Origin of the sequence: Ideonella livida (assembly GCF_010499455.1) — a bacterium.
Classification (GTDB): Bacteria; Pseudomonadota; Gammaproteobacteria; order Burkholderiales; family Burkholderiaceae_C; genus Ideonella; species Ideonella livida.
Genome location: NZ_JAAGOH010000006.1, coordinates 181,203 through 204,737, shown reverse-complemented (window position 1 = coordinate 204,737; position 23,535 = coordinate 181,203). Strand labels below are relative to the sequence as shown.

The following is a 23,535-nucleotide window of genomic DNA, read 5'->3' as shown; positions in this document are numbered from 1 at the left end:
TCGACCGCTCGCGGACGCACACCAAGCTTCCTCGCACTTGACCATGTTCTCTACGCTGCGCCGCTATGTGTCCACCGATCTGGCGATCGACCTGGGCACCGCGAACACCCTGATCTACGTCCGCGGCAAGGGCATCGTGCTCGATGAGCCCTCGGTCGTCTCCATCCGCCACGAGGGCGGCTCCAACGGCAAGAAGGTCATCCAGGCGGTGGGCCATGAGGCCAAGGCCATGCTGGGCAAGGTGCCGGGCAACATCGAGGCCATCCGTCCCATGAAGGACGGTGTGATCGCCGACTTCGTGATCACCGAGCAGATGATCAAGCAGTTCATCCGCATGGTGCACCCGAGCTCGATGCTCAAGCCCAGCCCGCGCATCATCATCTGCGTGCCGTGCGGCTCCACCCAGGTGGAAAAGCGCGCCATCCGCGACGCCGCCCTGGGCGCCGGCGCCTCTGAGGTGCACCTGATCGAGGAGCCGATGGCTGCCGCCATCGGCGCGGGCCTGCCGGTCTCCGAGGCCTCGGGTTCCATGGTCATCGACATCGGCGGTGGCACCACCGAGGTGGGCGTCATCTCCCTGGGCGGCATGGTCTACAAGGGCTCGGTCCGCGTGGGCGGCGACAAGTTCGATGAGGCCATCATCAATTACATCCGCCGCAACTACGGCATGCTGATCGGCGAGCCCACCGCCGAAATGATCAAGAAGAGCATCGGCTCGGCCTTCCCCGGCTCCGAGGTCAAGGAGCTGGAGGTCAAGGGCCGCAACCTCTCCGAGGGCGTGCCCCGCAGCTTCACCATCTCGTCCAACGAGATCCTGGAGGCGCTGACCGATCCGCTCAACCAGATCGTGTCGGCCGTGAAGAACGCGCTGGAGCAGACCCCGCCCGAGCTGGGAGCCGACATCGCCGAGCGCGGCATGATGCTGACCGGCGGTGGCGCCCTGCTGCGCGACCTGGACCGCCTGCTGGCCGAGGAGACCGGCCTGCCCGTGCTGGTGGCCGAGGAGCCGCTGACCTGCGTGGTGCGCGGCTGCGGCATGGCGCTGGACCGCATGGACGGCGTGCGCTCGCTCTTCACTTCCGAGTGAAGCCCGCGCCCTGCCGGGCGCCGACTCTGGCAGCACTGGGCTGAAGCGCGATGCCGCTGGGCACCCTGGACCGTTCCCCTCCGCCACTGTTCCGTCAGGGACTCTCGGCGGTGGGCAAGCTCGGCCTGTATTCCACGCTGGCCCTCTTCCTGATGGTGGCCGATCACCGCCTGGGTGTGACCACGCCCCTGCGCAATGCCCTGGCCACCGCCATGACCCCGCTGACCCGGGTGCTGGGCCTGCCGCTGGCGGGTGCCCAGGAAGCGCACGCTTACTTCGGGGGGCTGGAGGCTGCGCGCCAGCGTGAGGTGGACGCCGCCGCCCGCGAGGCCCGGCTGGCCGAGCGCGCGGCCCGGGCCGACCAGCTGGCGCTGGAGAACCAGCAACTGCGCACCCTGCTGCAGCTGCGTCCCACGCTCAAGGTGCGCAGCCTGGCCGCCGAGGTGCTCTACGAGGCCAGCGACCCCTTCTCCCGCAAGGTGGTCATCGACCGCGGCAGTGACAACGGTGTGCAGCCGGGCTCCCCCGTCATCACCGCCGAGGGCATCGTGGGGCAAGTCACCCGTGTGTATCTGCTCACTTCCGAGGTGACGCTGCTGGTGGATCGGGACGCCGCCATCCCTGTGCTCAACGCCCGTACCGGGCACCGGGGCGTGGCCTTTGGTGGCCAGGACGGCGGCCTGCTGGAGCTGCGTTTCGTGGCCGCCAACGACGATGTGAAAGCCGGCGACCTGCTGACCACCAGCGGCGTGGACGGCATCTATCCCGCCGGCCTGCCCGTGGCCACGGTGCGTACCGTGGACCGCCGCGGCGACGCCGGTTTTGCCCGCATCAGCCTGACCCCGGCCGCCCGTCCCGACACCGTGCGCCATGCGCTGGTGCTGGAGCCGGTGGGCCTGCAGCTGCCGCCACGGCCGCTGCCACAAGCCGCCGCCGCCTCGGCGCCGGCGGGCAAGAAAGGGCGAGCCAAATGATCATGCCGCGCGGTGACCAGCTGCTGCTGCCGGTCAACCCCTTCTTCCTGTGGTTCACGCTGCTGGCGGCTTTTGCCTTCAACCTGCTGCCCCTGGGGCGTCAGCTGGCCGCGCCGGACGTGCTGGCCCTGGTGCTGGTGTTCTGGAATGTGCATCAGCCCCGGCGCATCGGCGTTGGCGTGGCCTTCGTCTTTGGCGTGCTCATGGATGTGCATGAAGCGGCCCTGCTGGGTCAGCATGCCCTGGCCTACACCCTGCTGAGCTTTGGCGCCACCATGATCCACCGCCGCCTGCTGTGGTTCGGGGTGCTGGAGCAGGTCATCCAGGTGCTGCCGCTGCTGGCGGCGGCCCATCTGGTGTCGCTGCTGGTGCGGCTGGGGGTGGGCGACGGCTTTCCAGGCTGGACCTTGCTGCTGGCGCCGCTCTACGAGGCCCTGCTCTGGCCGCTGGCCACCTGGCTGCTGCTGGCGCCGCAGCGCCGGCCGCCGGACCCCGACAAGAACCGCCCGCTGTGACCCGCCGCCGCGCCGCCGGGGCCGCGCGGGCCGGGTCCCGCCGCTGAGGCCGCCATGCCCACGCTCTCCCACTTCGATTCCGACCAGGACCGGTTCCGCCTGCGCGTGGTCGTGGCCGCGGTGACGGTGCTGGTGTGCTTTGGCCTGCTGGTCTGGCGCCTGTTCAACCTGCAGGTGCTGCGCCATGAGGAGCTCTCTACCCGGGCCGAGGCCAACCGCATCGCGGTGCTGCCCATCGTGCCCAACCGCGGCCGTATCGTGGACCGCAACGGCGTGGTGCTGGCCACCAACTACACGGCCTACACGCTGGAGATCACGCCCTCCAAGGTGGAGGACCTGGAGGGCACCATCGCCGGCCTGTCGACCTTCATCGACATCCAGGCCCGCGACCGCAAGCGCTTCAAGCGCCAGTTGGAGGAGAGCAAGAGCTTCGAATCCTTGCCCATCCGCAACCGCCTGAGCGACGAGGAGGTCGCCCGCTTCATCGCCCACCGCTACCGTTTCCCGGGTGTGGAGATCAAGGCGCGCCTGTTCCGCCACTATCCCTTTGGCGAGGTGGGCAGCCACCTGCTGGGCTACATCGGCCGCATCAACCAGGCCGAGAAGTTGGCCATGGAGGACTGGGACGAGGAGCGCCAGGCCAACTATCGCGGCACCGAGTACATCGGCAAGCTGGGCCTGGAGCAGCGCTACGAGGAGGCGCTGCACGGCGTCACCGGCTTCGAGGAGGTGGAGACCACCGCCGGCGGCCGCGCGGTGCGCCGCCTGCGCAGCCAGCCCCCCACGCCGGGCCACACCCTGGTGCTGTCCATCGACATCCGCCTGCAGGCCATGGTGGAGGAGCTGTTCGGCGAGCGCCGAGGCGCCCTGGTGGCCATCGACCCGCGCAACGGTGAGGTGCTGGCCTTCGTCTCCAAGCCCACCTTCGACCCCAACCTGTTCGTCGACGGCATCGACGCCGAGAACTGGAAGGAGCTCAACGAGTCCATCGACAAGCCGCTGCTCAACCGCGCGCTGCGGGGCACCTACCCGCCGGGCTCCACCTACAAGCCCTTCATGGCCATGGCCGCGCTCAACAGTGGCAAGCGCGGGCCCTCGGTCATCATCCACGACAACGGTTCCTTCTTCTTCGGCGGCCACCGTTACGGCAGCCCGGAGAACGAGAAGGGCGGCGCCATGGACATGCGCCGCTCCATCGTCGAGAGTTCCAACGTCTACTACTACACCCTGGCCAACGAGATGGGCGTGGACCTGATCCACGAGCAGCTCTCGCCCTTCGGCTTCGGCCGGCGCACCGGCATTGACCTGGAGGGCGAACTCACCGGCGTGCTGCCCTCCACCGAATGGAAGCGGCGGGTCAACAAGCGCCCCGAGAACAAGAAGTGGTATGCCGGCGAGACCATCTCGCTGGGCATTGGGCAGGGCTACAACAACTTCACCATGCTGCAGATGGCCTCGGCCCTGTCCACCCTGGTCTCGGGCGGGCAGCGCTACGAGCCGCGGCTGGTGCGCGAGATCGAGAGCGCGATCGACGGCGGGCGCCGCCGCGTCTCGGCCGCGGCGCTGGCGCCGCTGCCGCTCAAGCCCGAGCATGTGGCGGTGATCCGCGACGCCATGTACGGCGTCACGGTGGCCGGCACCTCCACCCGCGTGTTTGCCGGGGCCCCTTACCTCTCGGGCGGCAAGACCGGCACCGCGCAGGCGGTGGGCCTCAAGGGCAACGCCAAATACAGCGCCAACCGCATGGCCGAGCACCTGCGCGACCATTCGCTCTACGTCGCCTTCGCCCCCCGTGACGAGCCGCACATCGCCCTGGCGCTGATCGTCGAGAACGCGGGCTGGGGGGCTGCCGCCGCCGCGCCCATCGCCCGGCGGGTCTTCGACCATGTCCTGCTGGGCCTGGACCCCAGCCCCGAGGACGTGGCCCTCACACGGCAGGGGCTGTCGGCAGCGCCGGTGGGCGCGCAGCGCCCCGCCTCCTCCGTGCCGCTGCCGCGCCTGGCCGGTGTGGAGCCGGCGGTGCCGGCGGCCCCGGCCAGTGCCGCCGCGCCGCGCGCGGCCCCGGCCGCCTCCGCCGCCCGGCCTGCCCGGCCCGCTTCCTCCGGAACCACTCCATGAACCAGGTGATCGAGCGGCCGCCCCTGTGGCGGCGACTGGCCCCCTTGGTGCAAGGCTATGACCTGCCCCTGCTGGTGGGGCTGGCCCTGCTGGCCACCCTGGGCATGGTGACCATGTACTCGGTGGGTTTCGACCACGGCACCCGTTTCGTGGACCATGGCCGCAACCTCTTGCTGGCCGCTGGCCTGATGTTCATCGTCGCCCAGGTGCCGCCCCAGCGCCTGGCCGCACTGGCGCTGCCGCTCTACACCGTGGGGGTGGCGCTGCTGGTGGCCACCGCGCTGTTCGGCATCACCAAGAAGGGGGCCACCCGCTGGCTCAACGTCGGCGTGGTCATCCAGCCCAGCGAGATCCTCAAGCTGGCCGCGCCGCTCATGCTGGCCTGGTGGTTCCAGAAGCGCGAGGGACAGCTGCGCACGGTGGACTTCTTCATCGCCGGTGCCCTGTTGCTGCTGCCTGTGGGCCTGGTCGTCAAGCAGCCCGACCTGGGCACCGGCTTGCTCATCTTGTTCGGTGGCCTGTACGTGCTGTTTTTCGCCGGGCTGAGCTGGAAGCTCATCATCCCGCTGGTGGCCACGGGTGTGATCGCCGTCACCGCCCTGGTGCTCTCCGGCGACTACCTTTGCCAGCCCGAGGTGGACTGGCGCGTGCTCCATGACTACCAGAAGCACCGCGTCTGCACCCTGCTCGATCCCACCAAGGACCCGCTGGGCAAGGGCTTCCACATCATCCAGGGCATGATCGCCATCGGCTCCGGAGGCGTGCCGGGCAAGGGCTTCATGAAGGGCACCCAGACCCATCTGGAGTTCATCCCCGAGCGCACCACCGACTTCATCTTCGCCGCCTTCGCCGAGGAGTTCGGCCTGGTGGGCGTGGGCGTGCTGCTGGCCCTGTTCACCCTGGTCATCCTGCGCGGGCTGGCCATCGCCCTGGCCGCGCCCACGCTGTTCTCTCGCCTGCTGGCCGGTGCGCTCACCCTGAGCTTCTTCACCTACGCCATGGTCAACATGGGCATGGTCAGCGGCATCCTGCCGGTGGTGGGCATCCCGCTGCCCTTCGTGTCCTACGGCGGCACCGCCATGGTCACCCTGGGCCTGTCCTTCGGCATGCTCATGTCCATCGCCCGCACCCGTCGCCTGATCCGGGCCTGATCCGGCACGGGCCCGGGGGGCGTGGCGGCTGCCTCAGGCCGGCCCGCCCGCGCCCTCGCTGGCCTGGGGGCCCGCTGGGGTGCCGGCCTCCAGCGGCCGCAGCGGAAAGCGCACCGTGAACTGCGCCCCCGGCCGGTCCTCCGGGTGGGTCGGCGTGCGCGCCGCGGTGATCTCCAGGCTGGCCTCGTGCTTGTCGGCGATCTCCTTGACGATGGCCAGCCCCAAGCCGGAGCCGTCCACGTTGGTGCCCAGCGCCCGGTAGAAGGGCTGGAACACCAGCTCGCGTTCGGCCTCGGGGATGCCCGGGCCGTTGTCCTCCACCTGCAGCACCATCACCTGCCCGAAGGGGTCGGGCGTCACCCGCACCGTCACCGTGCCGCCGGCCGGGGTGTACTGCAGGGCGTTGTCCACCAGGTTGCGCACCAGCTCCCGCACCAGGATGGGCTGGCCCAGCAGCAGGGGCACCGACTCACCCTCCACCGGGCCCTCGTAGCCCAGGTCGATGCGCTTGTCCATGGCCTTGGGCACGAAGTCCAGCACCGTCTCGGTGGCCAGGGCCACCAGGTCGAAGGACTTGAGCCGCAGGGCCTGTTCCTTGTCCTCGGCACGCGCCATGGCCAGCAGCTGGTTGACCATGTGGGCCGCGCGCTGGCTCGACAGCGCGATCTGCTGCAGCGAGCGCCGCACCGACTGCACGTCGCCGCTGGCGTCGATCTCGCGCTGGGCCAGCTCCGCCTGGGTGCGAAGGCCCGCCAGCGGCGTCTTGAGCTGGTGCGCCGCATCCGCCAGAAAATGCTTCTGCGAGCCCATCGAAGTGTCCAGACGCGCCAGCAAGTCGTTGATCGAGCGCACCAGGGGGGCCACCTCCTCGGGGGCGTCGTGTTCGTCGATCGGGCTCAGGTCATGGCTCTCGCGCCGGCGGATGCGTTGCTGCAACTGGTTGAGCGGCGCGATGCCCCGAGCCAAGGCAAACCACACCAGCAGCACCGCCAGCGGCAGGATCACGAACTGCGGCAGGATCACGCCCTTGATGATCTCGGTGGCCAGGCGCGAGCGCTTGTCCAGCGTCTCGGCCACCTGCACCAGCGCGATCTGCGAGGGCACCTCATCGCCTGCGGGCAGCCGCAGCAGCGCCACCCGCACCGGCTCGCCCTGGATCAGGTCGTCGCGGAACTGCACCTCGTTGTACGGTCCGGGCTCTCCTTCGGGTGTGGGGATCTCGCGGTCGCCGGCCACCAGGCGCCCGCCGTCGTCCTGCACCTGGAAGTAGATGCGGTCCACGTCATCGCTGCGCAGCAGGGCCGCCGCGGCCTCGGGCAGGCGGGTGGGCTGGCGCGACTCCAGCGCCGCCGCACCCTGCATCTGCTGGGCCACCATGCGCGTGAGCTGGCCCAGGTCGCGGTCGTAGGGGCGGGCGGCGATGTTCTGCGCCACCAGCCAGGTCAGCGCCACGCTCATCGGCCACAGCAGCAGCAGCGGGGCGAGCATCCAGTCCAGGATCTCGCCGAACAGCGAGCGCTGCTCGTGCGGCACGGCCTCACCGCTCTCGCTGCGGGCTCTCAGGCGGATGAGCATGTCGGCAGGCGGCCCGGTTGCCGGCCTCAGGCCGCGATCTTCTCCAGGCAGTAGCCCAGCCCACGCACGGTGGCGATGCGGATCGGTCCCTGCTCGATCTTCTTGCGCAGGCGGTGGATGTAGACCTCGATGGCGTTGTTGCTCACCTCTTCACCCCACTCGCACAGCCGGGCCACCAGCTGGTCCTTGCTCACCAGGCGGCCGGCCCGCTGCAGCAGCACCTCCAGCAGGCTGATCTCGCGGGCCGACAGCTCCACCATCTGGTCGTTGATGTAGGCCACCCGGCCGGTGGCGTCAAAGGTCAGCGGGCCATGCTTGATCACGCTGCTGGCGGTACCCAGGCCGCGCCGGGTCAGGGCCCGCACCCGCGCCTCCAGCTCTTGCAGCGAGAAGGGCTTGGCCATGTAGTCGTCGGCCCCCAGGTCCAGGCCTTTGACGCGTTGCTCGATGGAGTCGGCCGCCGTCAGGATCAGCACCGGCATGGCACTGCCCCGGGCGCGCAGCTTGCGCAACACCTCCAGGCCGTGCAGACGTGGCAGGCCCAGGTCCAGGATCACGAGGTCGAACTCGTGAGAGGCCAGTGCGGCATCGGCTTCGGTGCCCGTGCCGACCTGGTCCACCGCATATCCGGCGCCGCGCAGGGAGCGCAGCAGGCCATCCGCCAACACCTGGTCGTCTTCGGCAATCAGGATACGCATGGGGGTCTCCTTGGGGCCGGCTCCGCCAGGGGGCGGACGGCCCGTGTTCTTCGTGGGTTGATTCTAGGAGCCTGCCATGCCCTTGCCCTTGACGCCGCACGGGGTGCCGTCCGCGCACCCCGTCGCCAGGGGCCGTTGACGGCGGCGGCATACTGTACGAATATCCAGCCCAAGCCGAACTTTCCGGCACAATGGCGGCAATCTTCCCAACCTGTCGCCCTGACCCACCCCGCGGAGAAGCCCATGGAACCCAAGTCCCTCAACCCCGAAAAGGCCAAGGCCCTGCAGGCCGCGCTCTCGCAGATCGAGAAGCAGTTCGGCAAGGGGTCCATCATGCGCCTGGGCGAGGGCGAGGTGGCCGAGGACATCCAGGTCGTCTCCACCGGCTCGCTGGGTCTGGACATCGCCCTGGGCGTGGGCGGCCTGCCGCGCGGTCGGGTCATCGAGATCTTCGGCCCCGAGTCCTCGGGCAAGACCACGCTGACCCTGCAAGTCGTCGCCGAGATGCAGAAGCTCGGTGGCGTCGCCGCCTTCATCGACGCCGAACATGCCCTGGACGTGCAGTACGCCCAGAAGCTGGGCGTCAACCTGCACGAGCTGCTCATCAGCCAGCCCGACACCGGCGAGCAGGCCCTGGAGATCGTCGACTCCCTGGTGCGCTCCGGTGCCATCGACCTGGTCATCATCGACTCGGTGGCCGCGCTCACCCCCAAGGCCGAGCTGGAGGGCGAGATGGGCGACCAGCTCCCCGGCCTGCAGGCCCGCCTGATGAGCCAGGCCCTGCGCAAGCTCACCGCCACCATCAAGAAGTCCAACTGCACGGTGGTCTTCATCAACCAGATCCGCATGAAGATCGGTGTGATGTTCGGCAGCCCCGAAACCACCACCGGCGGCAACGCGCTCAAGTTCTACGCCTCGGTGCGCCTGGACATCCGCCGCATCGGCTCCATCAAGAAGGGCGAGGACGTCATCGGCAACGAGACCCGCGTCAAGGTCGTCAAGAACAAGGTCTCGCCCCCCTTCAAGGAGGCCGAGTTCGACATCCTCTACGGCGAGGGCACCAGCCGCGAGGGCGAGATCATCGACCTGGGCGTGGCCGCCCGCATCGTCGAGAAGGCTGGCGCCTGGTACTCCTACAACGGCGAGAAGATCGGTCAGGGCAAGGACAACTCCCGCGAGTTCCTCAAGGAGAACGCCGACCTGGCCTGCGAGATCGAGAACAAGGTCCGCGCCGCCTACGGCGTGCCCCTGCTCAACGTCCAGCCCCCGGCCCCGTCCGCCTGAGCCCTGACGCCCGCTGCGGCGCCGTCCGCCTGCCCGCCCCCCGTCCCCCGGCTCGCCTCGCGTCCTTCATCGCGTCCATGCGCCTCCTGATCCCCAGCGCGCCCACACGGGGCCACCGCGAGACGGTGGGCCCCGCCACCTCGGCGCCGGCAGCCCCCCGCGGCCCCCACCCTGAGCTGGCGGGCTTGCCGGCAGACCCGCCGGCCCGCCGCGGCCGCACCCCGCTGAGCCTCAAGGGCCAGGCCCTGGCCCTGCTGGCGCGGCGCGAGCACAGCCGCCAGGAGCTGCGCCAGAAGCTGCTGCAGCACGCCCGCCGGCGCCTGCCCCATGACGGTGCCGGTGCCGTGCCGGACCCGTTTGCGGTGACGGCGGCGGCCGATCCCTGGGGCGAGGACACCCTCCCGGCGCAGGCGCTCACCGAGGTCTTGCGCCAGGAGGTCGAGGAGGTTCTGGACTGGCTTGAAGCCCGCCAGTACCTCAGTGACACCCGCTTTGCCGAAGTGCGGGTCCACAGCCGCGCGGCACGCCTGGGCCAGTCCCGCATCCGCCAAGAGCTGTCCCGCGCCGGTGTCGAACTGCCCGATGCCCTGGCCCAGCAGCTGCGCGAGACCGAGTTCGAGCGCGCGCGCGCCGTCTGGCAGCGCAAGTTCGGTGGCCACCCCGCCACCTCGCCCCAAGACCGTGCCCGTCAGGCCCGCTTTCTGGCCGGGCGCGGGTTCGCGGCCTCGGTGGTCTGGCAGGTGGTGGGCGCGCGCCACGAGGAGCCGATCTGATCCGCCCGGGCGTCCGCGACCTTGCGGCGGTGCAGCACTCCCCCTGCCGACCCCTGGGTTTCCGCGATGTTGCGTTGCAACATGCGTGCTACATTCGCGCGTTCTGTGAAATCTTGATGTAACGCAAGCGGCAACGGTGCTGCGGACGTTGCCGCCACGGCCTCGCGCCGCCGTTCACACCTCCGCCACCGGCCGCGCGCAGCGGCGCTGCCCCCACCGCGTACCGCCGGTGCGGGTTTGGCGCATCCCGCACAGCCCTGGGTTTCGTCAGCAAGCCGCCAACAAACTGTCGCAGAATGCAGCGCCGGCCCGCGGGGCGGTGCGCTCCCCCCAGATGGCGCCCCCCGCGCCACTCCCTCTTTCGTCCTGACCTCACGAAAAGACCCCCATGAAGATCCACGAGTACCAAGGCAAGGAAATCCTGCGCCAATTCGACGTCCCGGTGCCCCGCGGCTATCCGGCGTTCAACGTGCAAGAGGCGGTGGAAGCCGCTCAGAAGCTGGGCGGCCCCGTGTGGGTCGTGAAGGCCCAGATCCACGCCGGTGGCCGTGGCAAGGGGGGTGGCGTCAAGGTCACCAAGTCGCTGGAAGGCGTGCAAGAGCTCGCCGGCAACATCCTGGGCATGCAGCTGGTCACGCACCAGACCGGCCCGGAAGGCCAGAAGGTCCGCCGCCTCTACATCGAGGAAGGTGCTGACATCGGCAAGGAGTTCTACGTTTCCCTGGTGACCGACCGCGGCACCCAGAAGGTGGCCTTCATCGCCTCCTCCGAAGGCGGCATGGACATCGAGGAAGTGGCCCACTCCACCCCCGAGAAGATCATCACCGAGATGATCGACCCGCTGGCCGGTCTGACCGACGAGCAGGCAGCCAAGATCGCCCGCGCCATCGGCATGGAAGGCCACACCGTGGACCAGGCCGTGTCGCTGTTCAAGAACCTGTACCGCTGCTACATGGCGACGGATGCCTCGCTGGTCGAGATCAACCCGCTCAACCGTGACAGCAAGGGCAACCTGATTGCCCTGGACGCCAAGTTCAACTTCGACGCCAACGCCCTGTTCCGTCATCCCGAGATCGTCGCCTACCGCGATCTGGACGAAGAGGACCCGGCTGAAGTTGAGGCCTCCAAGTTCGACCTGGCCTACATCAGCCTGGACGGCAACATCGGCTGCCTGGTCAACGGTGCCGGTCTGGCCATGGCCACCATGGACACCATCAAGCTGTTCGGCGGCGAGCCGGCCAACTTCCTGGACGTGGGCGGCGGCGCCACCACCGAGAAGGTCACCGAGGCCTTCAAGCTGATGCTCAAGAACCCGGACGTCAAGGGCATCCTGGTCAACATCTTCGGCGGCATCATGAAGTGCGACACCATCGCCAACGGCGTGGTCACCGCCAGCCGCGCGGTCAACCTGTCGGTGCCGCTGGTCGTGCGCATGAAGGGCACGAACGAAGACCTGGGCAAGCAGATCCTCAAGGACTCCGGCCTGCCGATCATCAGCGCCGACACCATGGCCGAAGCGGCCACCAAGATCGTCGAAGCCGTCAAGTAAGCCCGCCGAGACCGAAGGAACACGAGAAATGTCGATCTTCATCAACAAAGACACCAAGGTCATCACCCAGGGCATCACGGGCAAGACCGGTCAATTCCACACCCTGGGCTGCCAGGCCTACGCCAACGGCAAGAATGCCTTCGTCGCTGGCGTGAACCCCAAGAAGGCGGGCGAGAAGTTCTCGGACATCCCCATCTACGCCTCGGTGAAGGAAGCCTCTGCCGAGACCGGCGCCACCGTGTCGGTGATCTACGTGCCGCCCGCCGGCGCTGCCGCCGCCATCTGGGAAGCCGTGGAGGCCGACCTGGACCTGGCCATCTGCATCACCGAAGGCATCCCTGTGCGGGACATGCTGGAAGTGCGCAACAAGATGAAGGCCAAGGAAGCCGCCGGTGGCAAGAAGACCCTGCTGCTGGGCCCGAACTGCCCCGGCCTGATCACCCCGGAAGAGATCAAGATCGGCATCATGCCCGGTCACATCCACCGCAAGGGCCGCATCGGCGTGGTCTCCCGCTCGGGCACCCTGACCTATGAAGCCGTGGCGCAGCTGACCGAAATCGGCCTGGGCCAGTCCTCTGCCGTCGGCATTGGTGGCGACCCGATCAACGGCCTGAAGCACATCGACGTGATGAAGGCCTTCAACGACGATCCGGACACCGACGCCGTGATCATGATCGGTGAAATCGGTGGCCCGGACGAAGCCGAAGCCGCCCGCTGGGTCAAGGACAACATGAAGAAGCCGGTCGTCGGCTTCATCGCCGGTGTCACCGCCCCTCCGGGAAAGCGCATGGGCCACGCCGGCGCGCTGATCTCCGGCGGTGCCGACACCGCCGATGCCAAGCTCGCCATCATGGAAGAGTGCGGCTTCACCATCACCCGCAACCCGTCCGAGATGGGTCGCCTGCTCAAGGGCCTGCTCTGAGCTGAGACCCGGCCCGCCGCCGCGCGGGCCTGAGGGGCAGCCCAGTACTGCGCCCTCTTCGTCACCACAGGCCGCCTTCGGGCGGCCTGTCTCGTTTTTGGCCGCAGGGTCTGTAGTTCCACGCACGACCGGCGCGCCCCCGGCGCCTACACTGCCGCCAAAACGAACACTGCCCCCGCAGCCCACGGGGCCACCTCTGCCATGGAACAGTTCCTCCATCCCGACTTCTGGCTCGCCGTGGGCCAGATCATCATGATCGACATCTTGCTGGGGGGGGACAACGCCGTTGTCATCGCCCTGGCCTGCCGTGGCCTGCCGCCGCAGCAGCGCACCAAGGGCATCATCTGGGGCACGGCCGGCGCCATCCTGCTGCGGGTCATCCTCATCTTCTTCGCGCTCACCCTGCTGGGCATCCCCTTCCTCAAGTTGGCTGGGGCGGTGCTGCTGGTGTGGATCGGCGTCAAGCTGCTGGTGCCCGAGGATGAGGACGAACACGGCAACATCCAGAGCAGCGACAAGCTCTGGGCCGCGGTCAAGACCGTCATCGTGGCCGATCTGGTCATGAGCGTGGATAACGTCATCGCCATTGCCGGCGCCGCCCAGGCCGCCGGTGGCGATCACCAGATGCCGCTGGTTGTTTTTGGCCTGTTGGTCAGCATTCCCATCATCGTCTGGGGCAGCCAGCTGGTCATCGGCCTGATGAACCGCTTCCCGGCCATCATCACCCTGGGCGGCATGCTGCTGGGCTGGATCGCCGGCACCATGGCCGTGTCCGACCCCGCTGTGGCGGGTTGGGTGCCCACCGCCCCGGTGGCCGCTGACGGCCTGGCGGCCGAGGTGCTGCCGCTGTGGCGTTATGGCGCGGGCATCGCGGGTGCACTGCTGGTGGCGGCCATGGGCCTGTGGATCAAGCGGCGTCGCGCCCAGGTGGAGCAGGCCTCCGCCTGACCTGTCCACCGCTTCTGCGGCCGGGGACACCCTTGCCAGAGCCCGCTGCCTGCCCGCCCACCCCGGCGGGCTATCGGCTGGTGGCCCTGGCCGGTCAAGGGGGCCAGGCGCAGGTCTTTCAGGCCGTCCAACTGTCCAGCGGGCGGCCGGTAGCCCTCAAGATGGCCTGGCCGCCGGGTGGCCGGGACGATGGTTCCCATCCCACCGGGCTGACGCGGGAGCGTCTCGTCCTTCAGCGCCTTGGCCGGCAAGATGGCATTGCCTGTCTGCTGGACCACGGGCAACTGCCTGCCGCGCCACAACGCCCCCCCACGGCGTGGCTGGCGATCGAATGGCTGGACGGCCCCCGGCTGACCCAGGTGCTATCCGATGCCGACCGCCGGCTGACGCCCTATGACCTGACCGGTCTGGTGGACACCCTCGCCAGGCTCCATGCGCAAGGGGTCGTCCACGGCGATCTGCACCCCGACAATGTGCTGCAGTCCCTGGATGGGCGCCAAGGCTGGTGCCTGACCGACTTCGGCAATGCCGCCGCGCCAGGCATTGCGCCCCTGCGTCATGCCTCTGTGCTGCAGGGGCGCCTGGATTGGCTGGCGCCCGAGCAGGTGCTGGGCCACTCGCCCACGCCAGCCACCGATGTCCACGCGCTGGGCTGGATGCTGGCCAGCTGCCTGGGTGTCGTCCGCCCTGCCGCTTGCGTGGGCCTGGTCCAGCAGCTGCGGCGCCAAAATCTGGCTGCACCACCTGTGTGGCCGGCGGAGTTGTCGGTGACTTGGCGCGAGCTGCTGAGCCGAATGCTCCATCCAAAGCCCCGCGCGCGGCCCTCCGCCCAGGAGGTCGCGTCTCTCCTGCGTGACACTCGGTGACTTTGGGGGGCTCAGGCGGTTACGAAAGCCCTTGGGGCAGCGCAAAATGCGCAAGACGCCATCCCCAGCCCTGACGCCAGCCTGCCGTGAACATCAGCCTTGAATATTTCAGCGCCCTCGACCCCGGGCGCGCGCGGCGCAACAACGAAGACGCGGTGCTGGTGGACGAAAGCCTGGCCCTGTGCCTGCTGGCCGACGGCATGGGCGGCTACAACGCCGGCGAGGTCGCCAGCGACATGGCCATCCGCGAGGCCCGCGACGAGTTCGCCCGCTGGGTCGCCTCCGGCCAGGTCAGCAGCAGCGAAGGTGAGGTGCGGCGCGCCCTGGTGGCCAGTGCCCGCCGCGCCAACCGCTCGGTCTACGCCGCGGCCCAGCGCACGCCCGAGTACGCCGGCATGGGCACCACCCTGGTCCAGGCCCTGTTTGGCGTGGACCGCATGTGGGTCGGCCATGTGGGCGACTCCCGGGCCTACCGCTTCCGCCAGAACAAGCTCGAACAGATCACCCGTGACCACTCGCTGCTGCAGGAGCAGATCGACGCGGGCCTCATCACCCCCGAAGAGGCCAAGTTCTCTGCCCACCGCAACCTGGTCACCAAGGCCGTGGGCGTGGAGCCCGAGATCGACCCCGAAGTGCACGGGCACGATCTTCGCGTGGGGGATCTCATCCTGATGTGTTCGGACGGTCTGTCGGACATGGTGCCGGATGCGCAGATTGCCGACATCCTGCGCCTGCACCCCACCTTGCCTGCCATGGGCAAGGCCCTGATAGACGCAGCCAATGCAGCAGGCGGGCGAGATAACATTTCTGTCGTGCTGGCCAAGGTGCAGGGCGACGCCGCCGCGGCGCGCCGCCTGTGGTGGCCTTTCAACAAGCGCTGACGCCAAGACCAAGATTCCGGCCTAACAAATCAGAGGGAAAAGACCCATGGGCAAGCTGGTGGTGACGCTGGACAACGTCGTGATCAAGGAAGTGCAGATCCTCAAGGATCGGCTCACCCTGGGTCGGCGGCCGTACAACGACGTCGTGATCGACAACCTGGCCGTGAGCGGCGAACACGCGGTCTTGCATTGCGTGGGCAGCGACGTCTTCATTGAAGACTTGCAGAGCACCAACGGCACCTACCTCAACGGCAAGGCCATCAAGAAGCAGCTGCTGGCGCACAACGACGTGGTTGAGGTGGGCAAGTACCGCATTCGCTACGTGGCCGATGAGGCGCCGGACTACGAGAAGACCATGATCCTGCGGCCACCCAGCGCCGCCTCGCACGGGGGCATGCCGCAGCCCATGGCCGCGGTGCTGCCCGCCTCCATCCGCGTGCTCAACGGTGGCGCCGCCGGGCGCGAGGTGCTGCTCAGCAAGGCCGTCACCACCGTGGGCAAGCCCGGCACCCAGGTGGCGTCCATCGCCAAGCGGCCCACCGGCTACGTGCTGGCCCATGTGGAAGGCCCGCTGCGGCCCAAGGTCAACGGCAGTGATGTCGACGGCGACGTCATGCCGCTCAAGAACGGCGACCTGATCGAGCTGGCCGGCACCAAGATGCAGTTCATCCAGGGCTGAGACCCGCCCACCGGCGCACGCCGCCCCGGCGTCCCCCCCGGCGCCACCCCTACCGGGTGTGGGTCAGATTTCACGCCCACCCCCTGCAACAGGGCCACGGCCGCAGGGCCTGTGGCCCTTTTCCTTGTGGGGCCGCCGGGACTGCGGCAGCATGCAGCGCTTCTTGGCCCTGCAGCACCGCCCGTGAACCCCCTCGTCATGCCCCCCGCGCCAGTCCCCCTGCCGGCAGAGGACGTGCCGGCAGGGGGGCCCGGCATCCTGGTGTTGGGCTGTGCGGGCGGCCTGGCCGCAGGCTGCCACACCAGCGCCTTTCTGCTGGACGACGACGTGCTGCTGGACGCCGGCAGCGGCGTGGGCCGCCTCACCGTGGACCAGATGGCCGCCATTGACCATGTGCTGCTCAGCCACGCCCACCTGGACCATGTGCTGGCTCTGCCCCTGCTGGCCGATGCGGTGCTGGGCGCCCGGCGGGGTCGCCCGCCCATCCAGGTGTATGCCCTGCCGGCCACGCTGGAGGTGCTGCGCACCCACCTCTTCAACCACCAGCTCTGGCCCGACTTCACCCGCCTGCCCAGCGCCCAGGCGCCGGTGCTGGCCCTGCAGCCCCTGGCCGTGGGGCAGGCGCTGACGCTGGGCGCCCGCCAGCGCCGCATCCGGGTGCTGCCCGCCGCCCACTCGGTGCCCGCCGTGGGTTATGCCGTGGCCGGCACCGGCCCGGGCTGGTGGGTCTACACCGGCGACACCGGCCCCAACCCCGCCCTGTGGCAGGCGCTGCGCCACCTGCCGGTGCGGGACCTGCTGGTTGAACTCACCTTTGGCGACGACGAGGCCGACCTGGCCCGGCTGAGCGGCCACCACTGCCCCGCCAGCCTGCGGCAGGACCTGGCCGCGCTGCGGCCGCAGGGGGCCGACACCCGGCTGTGGCTCAGCCACTTCAAACCCCGCCCGGCGGGTGGCGCCGCGGCGGCGCCGGCCTGCCCCCCCGTGGACTGGTCGGCCCTGCTGGGCTGCCCCGCGGCGCCGCTGCGCGAGGGGCAGCACTTTGCCCTGGAGGCCTGAGCCGCCGGTCCGGTCCGGCCCTGTTCGGGCCGAGGCTGACACGTTATGTCACGGCCTGAACTGACAAAACTTGTCAGTTGATGGGTAAACCTGCCGCTAATCGTCACTTCACGGCCGACCCTGCCGTGGCAGCCGCCGGGATTGGCATGGGGCGCAAAAGCTGGCACGGTTCCCGCATAAGGGTAATCGTCGTTGGTTGCCAGGACCTCCTCAGAGAGGCAACCGCTTCCTCTACCGTCTCTCTCAAGTCAAGGAGTCAGCTATGCAAGCCAAGAAGCTCGTCCAAAAGGGTTTCACCCTGATCGAACTGATGATCGTGGTGGCCATCATCGGCATTCTGGCCGCCGTGGCCCTGCCGGCCTACCAGGACTACACCATCCGCGCCCGCATCTCTGAAGGTCTGGGCCTGGCGGGTGATGCCAAGAACATGCTGACCACCGGCGTGGCCTCGGCCAATGATCTGTCTGTGGCCGCCACCACCTGGAACGCCCAAGCCGGCGGCGCGGGTGCCACCAGCAAGTACGTCGACAACATCCAAGCTGACACCGCCACTGGCGTCATCACCATCACCTTCAACGCCACCGCCGTGGGTGTGGGCGCTGCCGAGAACACCATTGTCCTGACCCCCTGGATGCGTGACACCGCCGCCGGTCAAGCCTACGCGACCGGTCTGGCTGCCGGCGCCACCGGCGTGGTGGACTGGGGTTGCACCTCCGCCACCGGCACCACCGCCGGCAACGACGGTATCACCGCTGGCACGGGCACCCTGCTGGCCAAGTACGCCCCCAACAACTGCCGTTGAGGCGCCTGCGGGTGGTGGCTTGAGCTGAACCACCCGCCCGCCCCTCACCGCCCCCAAAGCCCGCCTTGGCGGGCTTTTTTTTCGCCCGTGTGACCCGGCGCCGCCGGGCGCAGCCCCCACGCCACACCGTGCCTCCCCCGGGTGGTGGACCCCTGAGGTGCTGCGTACCATATACATTCAGACTCAGTTTGAAACACAGGGATCCTCAATGAACGCTCGTTTCGACCCGTCCACCGTCCAGAACCTGCGCCGTACCGGTGCTGACCCGCAGACCGACGACCGCGCCGCTGAACTGCAGCTGGCCGACGCCCTGGGCCTGCCGGGTGTGCAGCCCCTGGTGACCGGCACCACCGGTGACGACACCCTGACCGGCACCGCGGGTGCCGATTTGCTGGACGGCGGCGACGGCAACGACTCCCTGGTGGGCCTGGACGGCGTGGACACCCTGCTGGGCGGCGCCGGTGCCGACACGCTGGACGGCGGCACGGGCAACGATTCGATGGTGGGCGGCGCGGGGCGTGACCTGTACCGCGTGGACACCGTGGGCGACCTGGTGGTGGAAGTGGCCGGCGGCGGCAAGGACACGGTGCAGCTCACCGGCACCACCCTGACCGGCTACACCCTGGGCGGCTTCGTCGAGCGCCTGGACCTGTCGCAGAGCACCGTGGCCACCACCGGCACCGGCAATGCGCTCAACAACGAGCTGCTGGGCAACGCCCTGGCCAACACCCTGGACGGTGGCGCGGGGGCCGACTCCATGGCCGGCGGCGCCGGCAACGACATTTATGTGGTGGACAACGTGCTGGACCAGGTGGTGGAAGCCGCCGCGGCGGGCACCGACACCGTGCGCACCAGCGTGAACTGGACCCTGGGCGCCAACCTGGAGAACCTGGAGCTGACCGGCAGCGCGGCCCTGTCTGCCACCGGCAACAGCCTGGCCAACAGCCTGGTGGGCAACACCGGCGCCAACACCCTGGACGGCGGCGCCGGCAACGACACCCTGGCCGGCGGCACCGGCAACGACATCTACGTGGTGGACGCCGCGGGGGACGTGGTGACCGAAGCCGCCGGCGCCGGCACCGACCTGGTGCGCGCCTCGGTCAACTGGAACCTGGGTTCCCTCAGCAATGTGGAACACCTGACCCTGACCGGTGCCGCGGTGAACGGCACCGGCAACGAGCTGGCCAACGCCATCACCGGCAACACCGCCGCCAACAGCCTGGTGGGCGGCGAAGGCGACGACACCCTCAACGGCATGACCGGCGCCGACACCCTGGTGGGCGGCGGTGGCAACGACACCTATGTGGTGGACAACGCCAGTGACGTGGTGACCGAGGACGCGGCGGCGGGCACGGCCGACCTGGTGCAGTCGTCGGTGGACTGGTCGCTGGCCGGTCAGGTCAACGTGGAGCAACTGACGCTGGTGGGCATCTCGGCCCTGACTGGCACCGGCAACGCCCTGTCCAACACCCTGACGGGCAATGCCCGTGACAACCTGCTGAGCGGCGGCGACGGCAACGACACCGTGGACGGCGGCCTGGGCGCCGACACCCTGGACGGTGGCAATGGCAACGACCTGCTGGTGGTCGACTCGCTGGGCGACGTGGTCGTGGACGCCGCGGGCAATGACACGGTGCAGGCCGGCGTGTCCTGGACCCTGGGCGATGGGCTGGAGCACCTGACCCTGTCGGGCACCACCCAGATCGACGCCACGGGCAATGCCCTGGCCAATGTGCTGACCGGCAACTCTGCGGCCAATGTGCTCAATGGCGGGGCGGGCAATGACACGATGCGCGGTCTGGCCGGTGATGACATCTACCTGGTGGACAGCGCCACCGACGTGATCGAGGAAGCCACCGGCGGCGGCACCGATTCGGTGGTGGCCAGCGTGAGCTACACCCTGGCCCAAGGCCAGGACATCGAAAACCTGACCCTGGTGGGCAGTGCCACGGTGGGCACCGGCAACAGCGGCAACAACTTCCTGCGTGGCACGGCCGGCGTCAACACCCTGAGCGGCGGTGATGGCAATGACCGGCTGGATGGTGGCGAGGGGGCTGACTCCCTGGTGGGCGGCGGCGGCAACGACGTGTACGTGGTGGACGACCTCAACGACAAGACGGTGGAGGCCGCCAACAGCGGCACGGCCGACCGCATTGAGGCCTATGTCAGCTGGGACATGGGGACCAAGTCCACCCAAGTTGAAAACCTGACCCTGCTGGGGGCCGAGGCCAACAACGCCACCGGCAATGGGTTGAACAACGTGCTCACCGGCAACGGCGCCTACAACCGCCTGCTGGGCGGTGCCGGCAATGACACGATGGTGGGCGGCGGCACGGCCACCTCGTCTGGCGGGGTGTGGACCTGGACCGGCAATGCCGGCGAGGCCGATTCCATGGAGGGCGGCTCGGGGGCTGACACCTACTTTGTCGACAGCCTGGACGACTTGACCGTGGAGTACGCCGCGGACACCTCGGTGGACACTGTGTATGCCACCGTGGACTGGACCCTGGCGGCCCACACCGAAAAGCTGGTGCTGCTGGGCACGGCGGCGCTGAACGCCAGCGGCAACGCCCTGAACAATGCCCTGACCGGCAACACCGGCGCCAATGTGCTCAACGGCGGGGCCGGCGTGGACACCCTGATCGGCGGCGACGGCAACGACACCTATGTGGTGGATGACGCGGCCGACGTGGTGCAGGAGTCGCTGCTGACCACCAATTCCAGCAGCGACCAGGTGCTGGCCTCGGTGAGCTGGAGCCTGATCGGCGCCGACGGCCTGGACGACGCCAACGACAAGGTGGAGAACCTGGTGCTGACCGGCGGCGCCGACCTGACGGGCCGCGGCAACAGCCTGGCCAACAAGCTCTGGGGCAATGTGGGGCAAAACACCCTGTGGGGCGCCGAAGGCAATGACACGCTGGACGGCGGTGCCGGCGCCGATGTGATGGAAGGTGGCACCGGCAACGACGTGTATGTGGTGGACAACGCCGCCGATGTGGTGACCGAGGCCGCGCTGGCGGGTCTGGACGAGGTGCGCTCTTTTGTGTCCTACACCTTGTCGGCCCATGTGGACAACCTCACCCTGCTGGGGGACGGGGGCGGCGCCGATGGCGGCGACCCGGCCCTGGACGGCACCGGTAACGCCGACGCCAACAAGATCACCGGCAACCAGGGGGCCAATGTCCTGTACGGCTTGGCAGGCGATGACACCCTGGACGGCCAGGGCGGCGCCGACACGCTGGTGGGCGGCCTGGGCAATGACAGCTATGTGGTGGACTCGGTGCTGGACAGCGTGAGCGAGGCCGCGGGCGAGGGCACGGACGTGGTGCAGGCCTCGGTGAGCTGGACGCTGGGTGACAACCTGGAGAACCTGACGCTGACCGGTTCGGGCAGTACGGCGGGCACGGGCAACGCCCTCAACAACCTGATCACCGGCAACGCCGGCAACAACACCCTGGACGGGGGCTCCGGCGGTGTGGACACCCTGGACGGGGGCGCGGGCAACGACACCTATGTGGTCGACAACGTGGGCGATGTGATCGTGGACGCCTCCGGCACCACCGACGTGGTGCGCAGCTCGGTCACCTACAGCCTGGCCGGGCTGAGCACCGTGGAAAACCTGGTGCTGACCGGCAGCGCCGCCATCAACGCCACCGGCAACGCCCTGTCCAACCTGCTGGTGGGCAACGCGGCGGCCAACTCGCTGGTGGGCGGTGACGGCAACGACACCCTGGACGGCGGCGCCGGCGTGGACACCCTGGATGGCGGCCTGGGCAACGACACCTTTGTGGTGGACAACCTGCTGGACGTGATCCAGGGCGAGACGTCCATTTCGGGCGGCGCCGATGCGGTGCAGTCCTATGTGAGCTGGACGCTGGGCGCGACCTTGGAGAACCTCTACCTGATGGAGGGTGCACTGGGCAACGGCGGCTCCATCAACGGCACGGGCAATGCCCTGAACAACATTCTGGTGGGCAACGGCGGCTACAACGTGCTGACGGGTCTGGCCGGCGACGACATCATGGCCGGTTCGGGCACGCTGACCAATTCCGGTTCCACTTGGACGTGGGCCAACTACAACCGCGACGCCGACTCCATGGTGGGCGGTGACGGCAACGACTGGTACTGGGTGGACAACATCGGGGACGTGCTGGTGGACAGCAGCGGCACCGACGACGAAGTGATCAGTGCCATCGACTGGACGCTGGCCGACGGGTTTGAGAGTCTCTACCTCCTCATCGGCTCCACGACCGCCCTCAATGGCAAGGGCAATGCCGCTGCCAACACGCTGGTGGGCAATGCACTGAACAACTGGCTGGATGGTGCGGGCGGCGCCGACCTGATGTCTGGTGGTGCGGGTGACGACACCTATGTGGTCGACAACGCGGGCGATGTGGTGACCGAGGCGGCCAACGCTGGCACGGACACCATCCGTTCCACGATCTCCATCAACCTGGGTCAGTTGACGCCCTACAGCCTGGCCAACGTGGAGAACCTCACCCTGCTGGGTTCTGCGGCCTTGAACGGCTCCGGCAACGCCTTGCACAACGTGCTCATTGGGAACGCAGGCGTCAACTTCCTGAGCGGCGGTGCGGGCAACGACACGCTGGACGGGGGCGTGGGCGCCGACAACCTGACCGGTGGCGCTGACAACGACACTTACGTGGTGGACAACGCCGGCGACCTGGTGACGGAGCTGGCCACTGAAGGCACGGCCGATCTGGTGGAGGCCTGGCTGACCTACACCCTGGCGGCCAATGTGGAGAACCTGGCGCTCAAGGGCGCGAACACCCTCAATGGCACGGGCAACACCCTGGCCAACCTGATGACGGGCAATGAAGCCGCCAACGTGCTGACCGGCCTGGACGGCCATGACACCCTGGACGGCGGCCTGGGTGACGACACCCTGGTGGGCGGCGCGGGCGACGACACCTACCGGGTGGACAGCGTGGGCGACGTGCTGACCGAGGCGGCGGCCGCCGGCACCGACACCGTGGAGACCTCGGTCAGCTGGACCTTGGCCGACAACTTCGAGAAGCTGACCCTCACGGGCACGGCAGCGGTCAATGGCTTTGGCAACGGGGCGGCCAACACCCTGGTGGGCAACAGCGGCAACAACATCCTGGGCGGCGGCGGCGGCGCCGACACCCTGAGCGGTGGCGCGGGCTCGGACACCTTTGTCATCACCGACCTGCTGGACACCATCAACGACTTCAGCACCTCAGGCGACAAGCTCTACATCACCCAGTCTTCTGGCGTGGTGGTGGGCGACGGCGACACGGTGGTGGATGGCGCGGTGAGCGTGGCCAGCACCGGCTTTGCCACCACGGCCGAATTGGTGGTCATCACCAACAACGTGGGGGGCGCCATCACCACCACCAGCGCGGCGGCGGTGATTGGCAATGCCAGCGCCAGCTACGCGGTGGGTGATACCCGCCTGTTTGCGGTGGACAACGGCAGCCAGTCGGCGCTGTTCCTGTTCACGGCGGCCAATGCAGACAACGATGTGTCTGCGGCGGAGCTGACCCTGGTGACGACCCTGGCCGGGCTGGGCACCGGCCTGACCACCACGTCGGTCGCGCTGGGGCTTTGAGCCGTGTTGGCAGCCCGGCTTGTTCGGGCTGCCCGGGTTGTCCGGGTGGCCACGGCCACCG

Annotated in this window: 18 protein-coding genes; 16 read left to right on the top strand and 2 right to left on the bottom strand. The window is 68.8% G+C overall.

Annotated features, from left to right (window positions below; genetic code table 11):
• The first annotated feature begins 43 nt into the window (after window positions 1-43).
• From G3A44_RS07490 to rodA, 5 genes are read left to right on the top strand one after another with little or no spacing between them, the layout of a single operon-like run.
• Window positions 44-1,087 (top strand): rod shape-determining protein, encoded by a 1,044-nt coding sequence (locus tag G3A44_RS07490; RefSeq protein ID WP_163456916.1) that lies wholly within the window; start codon window positions 44-46, stop codon window positions 1,085-1,087.
• 50 nt (window positions 1,088-1,137) lie between these two features.
• Complete coding sequence (mreC, locus tag G3A44_RS07485) at window positions 1,138-2,061, top strand: rod shape-determining protein MreC (RefSeq protein WP_163456884.1); 924 nt, start codon at window positions 1,138-1,140, stop codon at window positions 2,059-2,061.
• Complete coding sequence (gene mreD, locus G3A44_RS07480; RefSeq protein WP_163456883.1) at window positions 2,058-2,576, top strand: rod shape-determining protein MreD; 519 nt, start codon at window positions 2,058-2,060, stop codon at window positions 2,574-2,576. The genes mreC and mreD overlap by 4 nt, the downstream gene beginning before the upstream one ends.
• 54 nt (window positions 2,577-2,630) lie before the next feature.
• Window positions 2,631-4,694, top strand: coding sequence for a penicillin-binding protein 2 (mrdA, locus tag G3A44_RS07475; protein ID WP_163456882.1), 2,064 nt, complete (start codon window positions 2,631-2,633; stop codon window positions 4,692-4,694).
• On the top strand, window positions 4,691-5,845 hold the full coding sequence (gene rodA, locus G3A44_RS07470; RefSeq protein ID WP_163456881.1) for a rod shape-determining protein RodA: 1,155 nt from the start codon (window positions 4,691-4,693) through the stop codon (window positions 5,843-5,845). The genes mrdA and rodA overlap by 4 nt, the downstream gene beginning before the upstream one ends.
• Before the next feature lie 33 nt (window positions 5,846-5,878).
• Here rodA and G3A44_RS07465 read toward each other — a convergent pair whose 3' ends face one another.
• Both G3A44_RS07465 and G3A44_RS07460 read right to left on the bottom strand, forming a co-directional pair.
• Window positions 5,879-7,420 carry a sensor histidine kinase N-terminal domain-containing protein gene (locus G3A44_RS07465; RefSeq protein ID WP_163456880.1) on the bottom strand — a complete coding sequence of 514 codons (1,542 nt, stop codon included), beginning with the start codon at window positions 7,418-7,420 and terminating at the stop codon, window positions 5,879-5,881.
• Between the two features lie 26 nt (window positions 7,421-7,446).
• Window positions 7,447-8,118 carry a response regulator gene (locus tag G3A44_RS07460; protein WP_163456879.1) on the bottom strand — a complete coding sequence of 224 codons (672 nt, stop codon included), beginning with the start codon at window positions 8,116-8,118 and terminating at the stop codon, window positions 7,447-7,449.
• A 243-nt stretch (window positions 8,119-8,361) separates the two neighbouring features.
• On the opposite strand from G3A44_RS07460, the gene recA reads away from it, so the two are divergent.
• From recA to G3A44_RS07405, 11 genes are all read left to right on the top strand, one after another.
• Window positions 8,362-9,402 (top strand): recombinase RecA, encoded by a 1,041-nt coding sequence (gene recA, locus G3A44_RS07455; RefSeq protein WP_163456878.1) that lies wholly within the window; start codon window positions 8,362-8,364, stop codon window positions 9,400-9,402.
• A 77-nt stretch (window positions 9,403-9,479) separates the two neighbouring features.
• Complete coding sequence (locus tag G3A44_RS07450; protein WP_163456877.1) at window positions 9,480-10,175, top strand: regulatory protein RecX; 696 nt, start codon at window positions 9,480-9,482, stop codon at window positions 10,173-10,175.
• Between the two features lie 388 nt (window positions 10,176-10,563).
• Complete coding sequence (gene sucC / locus G3A44_RS07445; RefSeq protein ID WP_163456876.1) at window positions 10,564-11,724, top strand: ADP-forming succinate--CoA ligase subunit beta; 1,161 nt, start codon at window positions 10,564-10,566, stop codon at window positions 11,722-11,724.
• A 28-nt stretch (window positions 11,725-11,752) separates the two neighbouring features.
• A complete protein-coding gene (gene sucD, locus G3A44_RS07440; protein ID WP_163456875.1) occupies window positions 11,753-12,646 on the top strand; it encodes a succinate--CoA ligase subunit alpha in 894 nt (297 codons plus the stop codon).
• Between the two features lie 201 nt (window positions 12,647-12,847).
• Window positions 12,848-13,594, top strand: a complete 747-nt coding sequence (locus G3A44_RS07435; RefSeq protein ID WP_163456874.1) for a TerC family protein — start codon at window positions 12,848-12,850, stop codon at window positions 13,592-13,594.
• Window positions 13,595-13,626: 32 nt separating this feature from the next.
• Entirely contained in the window at window positions 13,627-14,460 is an 834-nt protein-coding gene (locus tag G3A44_RS07430; RefSeq protein ID WP_163456873.1) for a serine/threonine-protein kinase, read from the top strand.
• An 86-nt stretch (window positions 14,461-14,546) separates the two neighbouring features.
• Window positions 14,547-15,341 (top strand): Stp1/IreP family PP2C-type Ser/Thr phosphatase, encoded by a 795-nt coding sequence (locus G3A44_RS07425; protein WP_310734342.1) that lies wholly within the window; start codon window positions 14,547-14,549, stop codon window positions 15,339-15,341.
• Window positions 15,342-15,387: 46 nt separating this feature from the next.
• Window positions 15,388-16,020, top strand: a complete 633-nt coding sequence (locus G3A44_RS07420) for an FHA domain-containing protein (RefSeq protein WP_163456872.1) — start codon at window positions 15,388-15,390, stop codon at window positions 16,018-16,020.
• A gap of 183 nt (window positions 16,021-16,203) precedes the next feature.
• Window positions 16,204-17,079 (top strand): MBL fold metallo-hydrolase, encoded by an 876-nt coding sequence (locus G3A44_RS07415; protein ID WP_310734341.1) that lies wholly within the window; start codon window positions 16,204-16,206, stop codon window positions 17,077-17,079.
• A gap of 262 nt (window positions 17,080-17,341) precedes the next feature.
• Complete coding sequence (locus G3A44_RS07410; protein ID WP_163456871.1) at window positions 17,342-17,881, top strand: pilin; 540 nt, start codon at window positions 17,342-17,344, stop codon at window positions 17,879-17,881.
• 208 nt (window positions 17,882-18,089) lie between these two features.
• On the top strand, window positions 18,090-23,474 hold the full coding sequence (locus G3A44_RS07405; RefSeq protein ID WP_163456870.1) for a beta strand repeat-containing protein: 5,385 nt from the start codon (window positions 18,090-18,092) through the stop codon (window positions 23,472-23,474).
• Window positions 23,475-23,535: the final 61 nt, after the last annotated feature.

Excerpts from the sequence above, each read along its gene's own strand:
- mreD (WP_163456883.1), top strand. The coding sequence starts at position 2,058 with ATGATCATGCCGCGCGGTGACCAGCTGCTGCTGCCGGTCAACCCCTTC.
- G3A44_RS07490 (WP_163456916.1), top strand. The coding sequence starts at position 44 with ATGTTCTCTACGCTGCGCCGCTATGTGTCCACCGATCTGGCGATCGAC.
- G3A44_RS07420 (WP_163456872.1), top strand. The coding sequence starts at position 15,388 with ATGGGCAAGCTGGTGGTGACGCTGGACAACGTCGTGATCAAGGAAGTG.
- recA (WP_163456878.1), top strand. The coding sequence starts at position 8,362 with ATGGAACCCAAGTCCCTCAACCCCGAAAAGGCCAAGGCCCTGCAGGCC.
- G3A44_RS07410 (WP_163456871.1), top strand. The coding sequence starts at position 17,342 with ATGCAAGCCAAGAAGCTCGTCCAAAAGGGTTTCACCCTGATCGAACTG.
- G3A44_RS07465 (WP_163456880.1), bottom strand. The coding sequence starts at position 7,420 with ATGCTCATCCGCCTGAGAGCCCGCAGCGAGAGCGGTGAGGCCGTGCCG.
- sucC (WP_163456876.1), top strand. The coding sequence starts at position 10,564 with ATGAAGATCCACGAGTACCAAGGCAAGGAAATCCTGCGCCAATTCGAC.
- G3A44_RS07405 (WP_163456870.1), top strand. The coding sequence starts at position 18,090 with ATGAACGCTCGTTTCGACCCGTCCACCGTCCAGAACCTGCGCCGTACC.
- mrdA (WP_163456882.1), top strand. The coding sequence starts at position 2,631 with ATGCCCACGCTCTCCCACTTCGATTCCGACCAGGACCGGTTCCGCCTG.
- mreC (WP_163456884.1), top strand. The coding sequence starts at position 1,138 with ATGCCGCTGGGCACCCTGGACCGTTCCCCTCCGCCACTGTTCCGTCAG.
- G3A44_RS07450 (WP_163456877.1), top strand. The coding sequence starts at position 9,480 with ATGCGCCTCCTGATCCCCAGCGCGCCCACACGGGGCCACCGCGAGACG.
- sucD (WP_163456875.1), top strand. The coding sequence starts at position 11,753 with ATGTCGATCTTCATCAACAAAGACACCAAGGTCATCACCCAGGGCATC.
- G3A44_RS07435 (WP_163456874.1), top strand. The coding sequence starts at position 12,848 with ATGGAACAGTTCCTCCATCCCGACTTCTGGCTCGCCGTGGGCCAGATC.
- rodA (WP_163456881.1), top strand. The coding sequence starts at position 4,691 with ATGAACCAGGTGATCGAGCGGCCGCCCCTGTGGCGGCGACTGGCCCCC.
- G3A44_RS07460 (WP_163456879.1), bottom strand. The coding sequence starts at position 8,118 with ATGCGTATCCTGATTGCCGAAGACGACCAGGTGTTGGCGGATGGCCTG.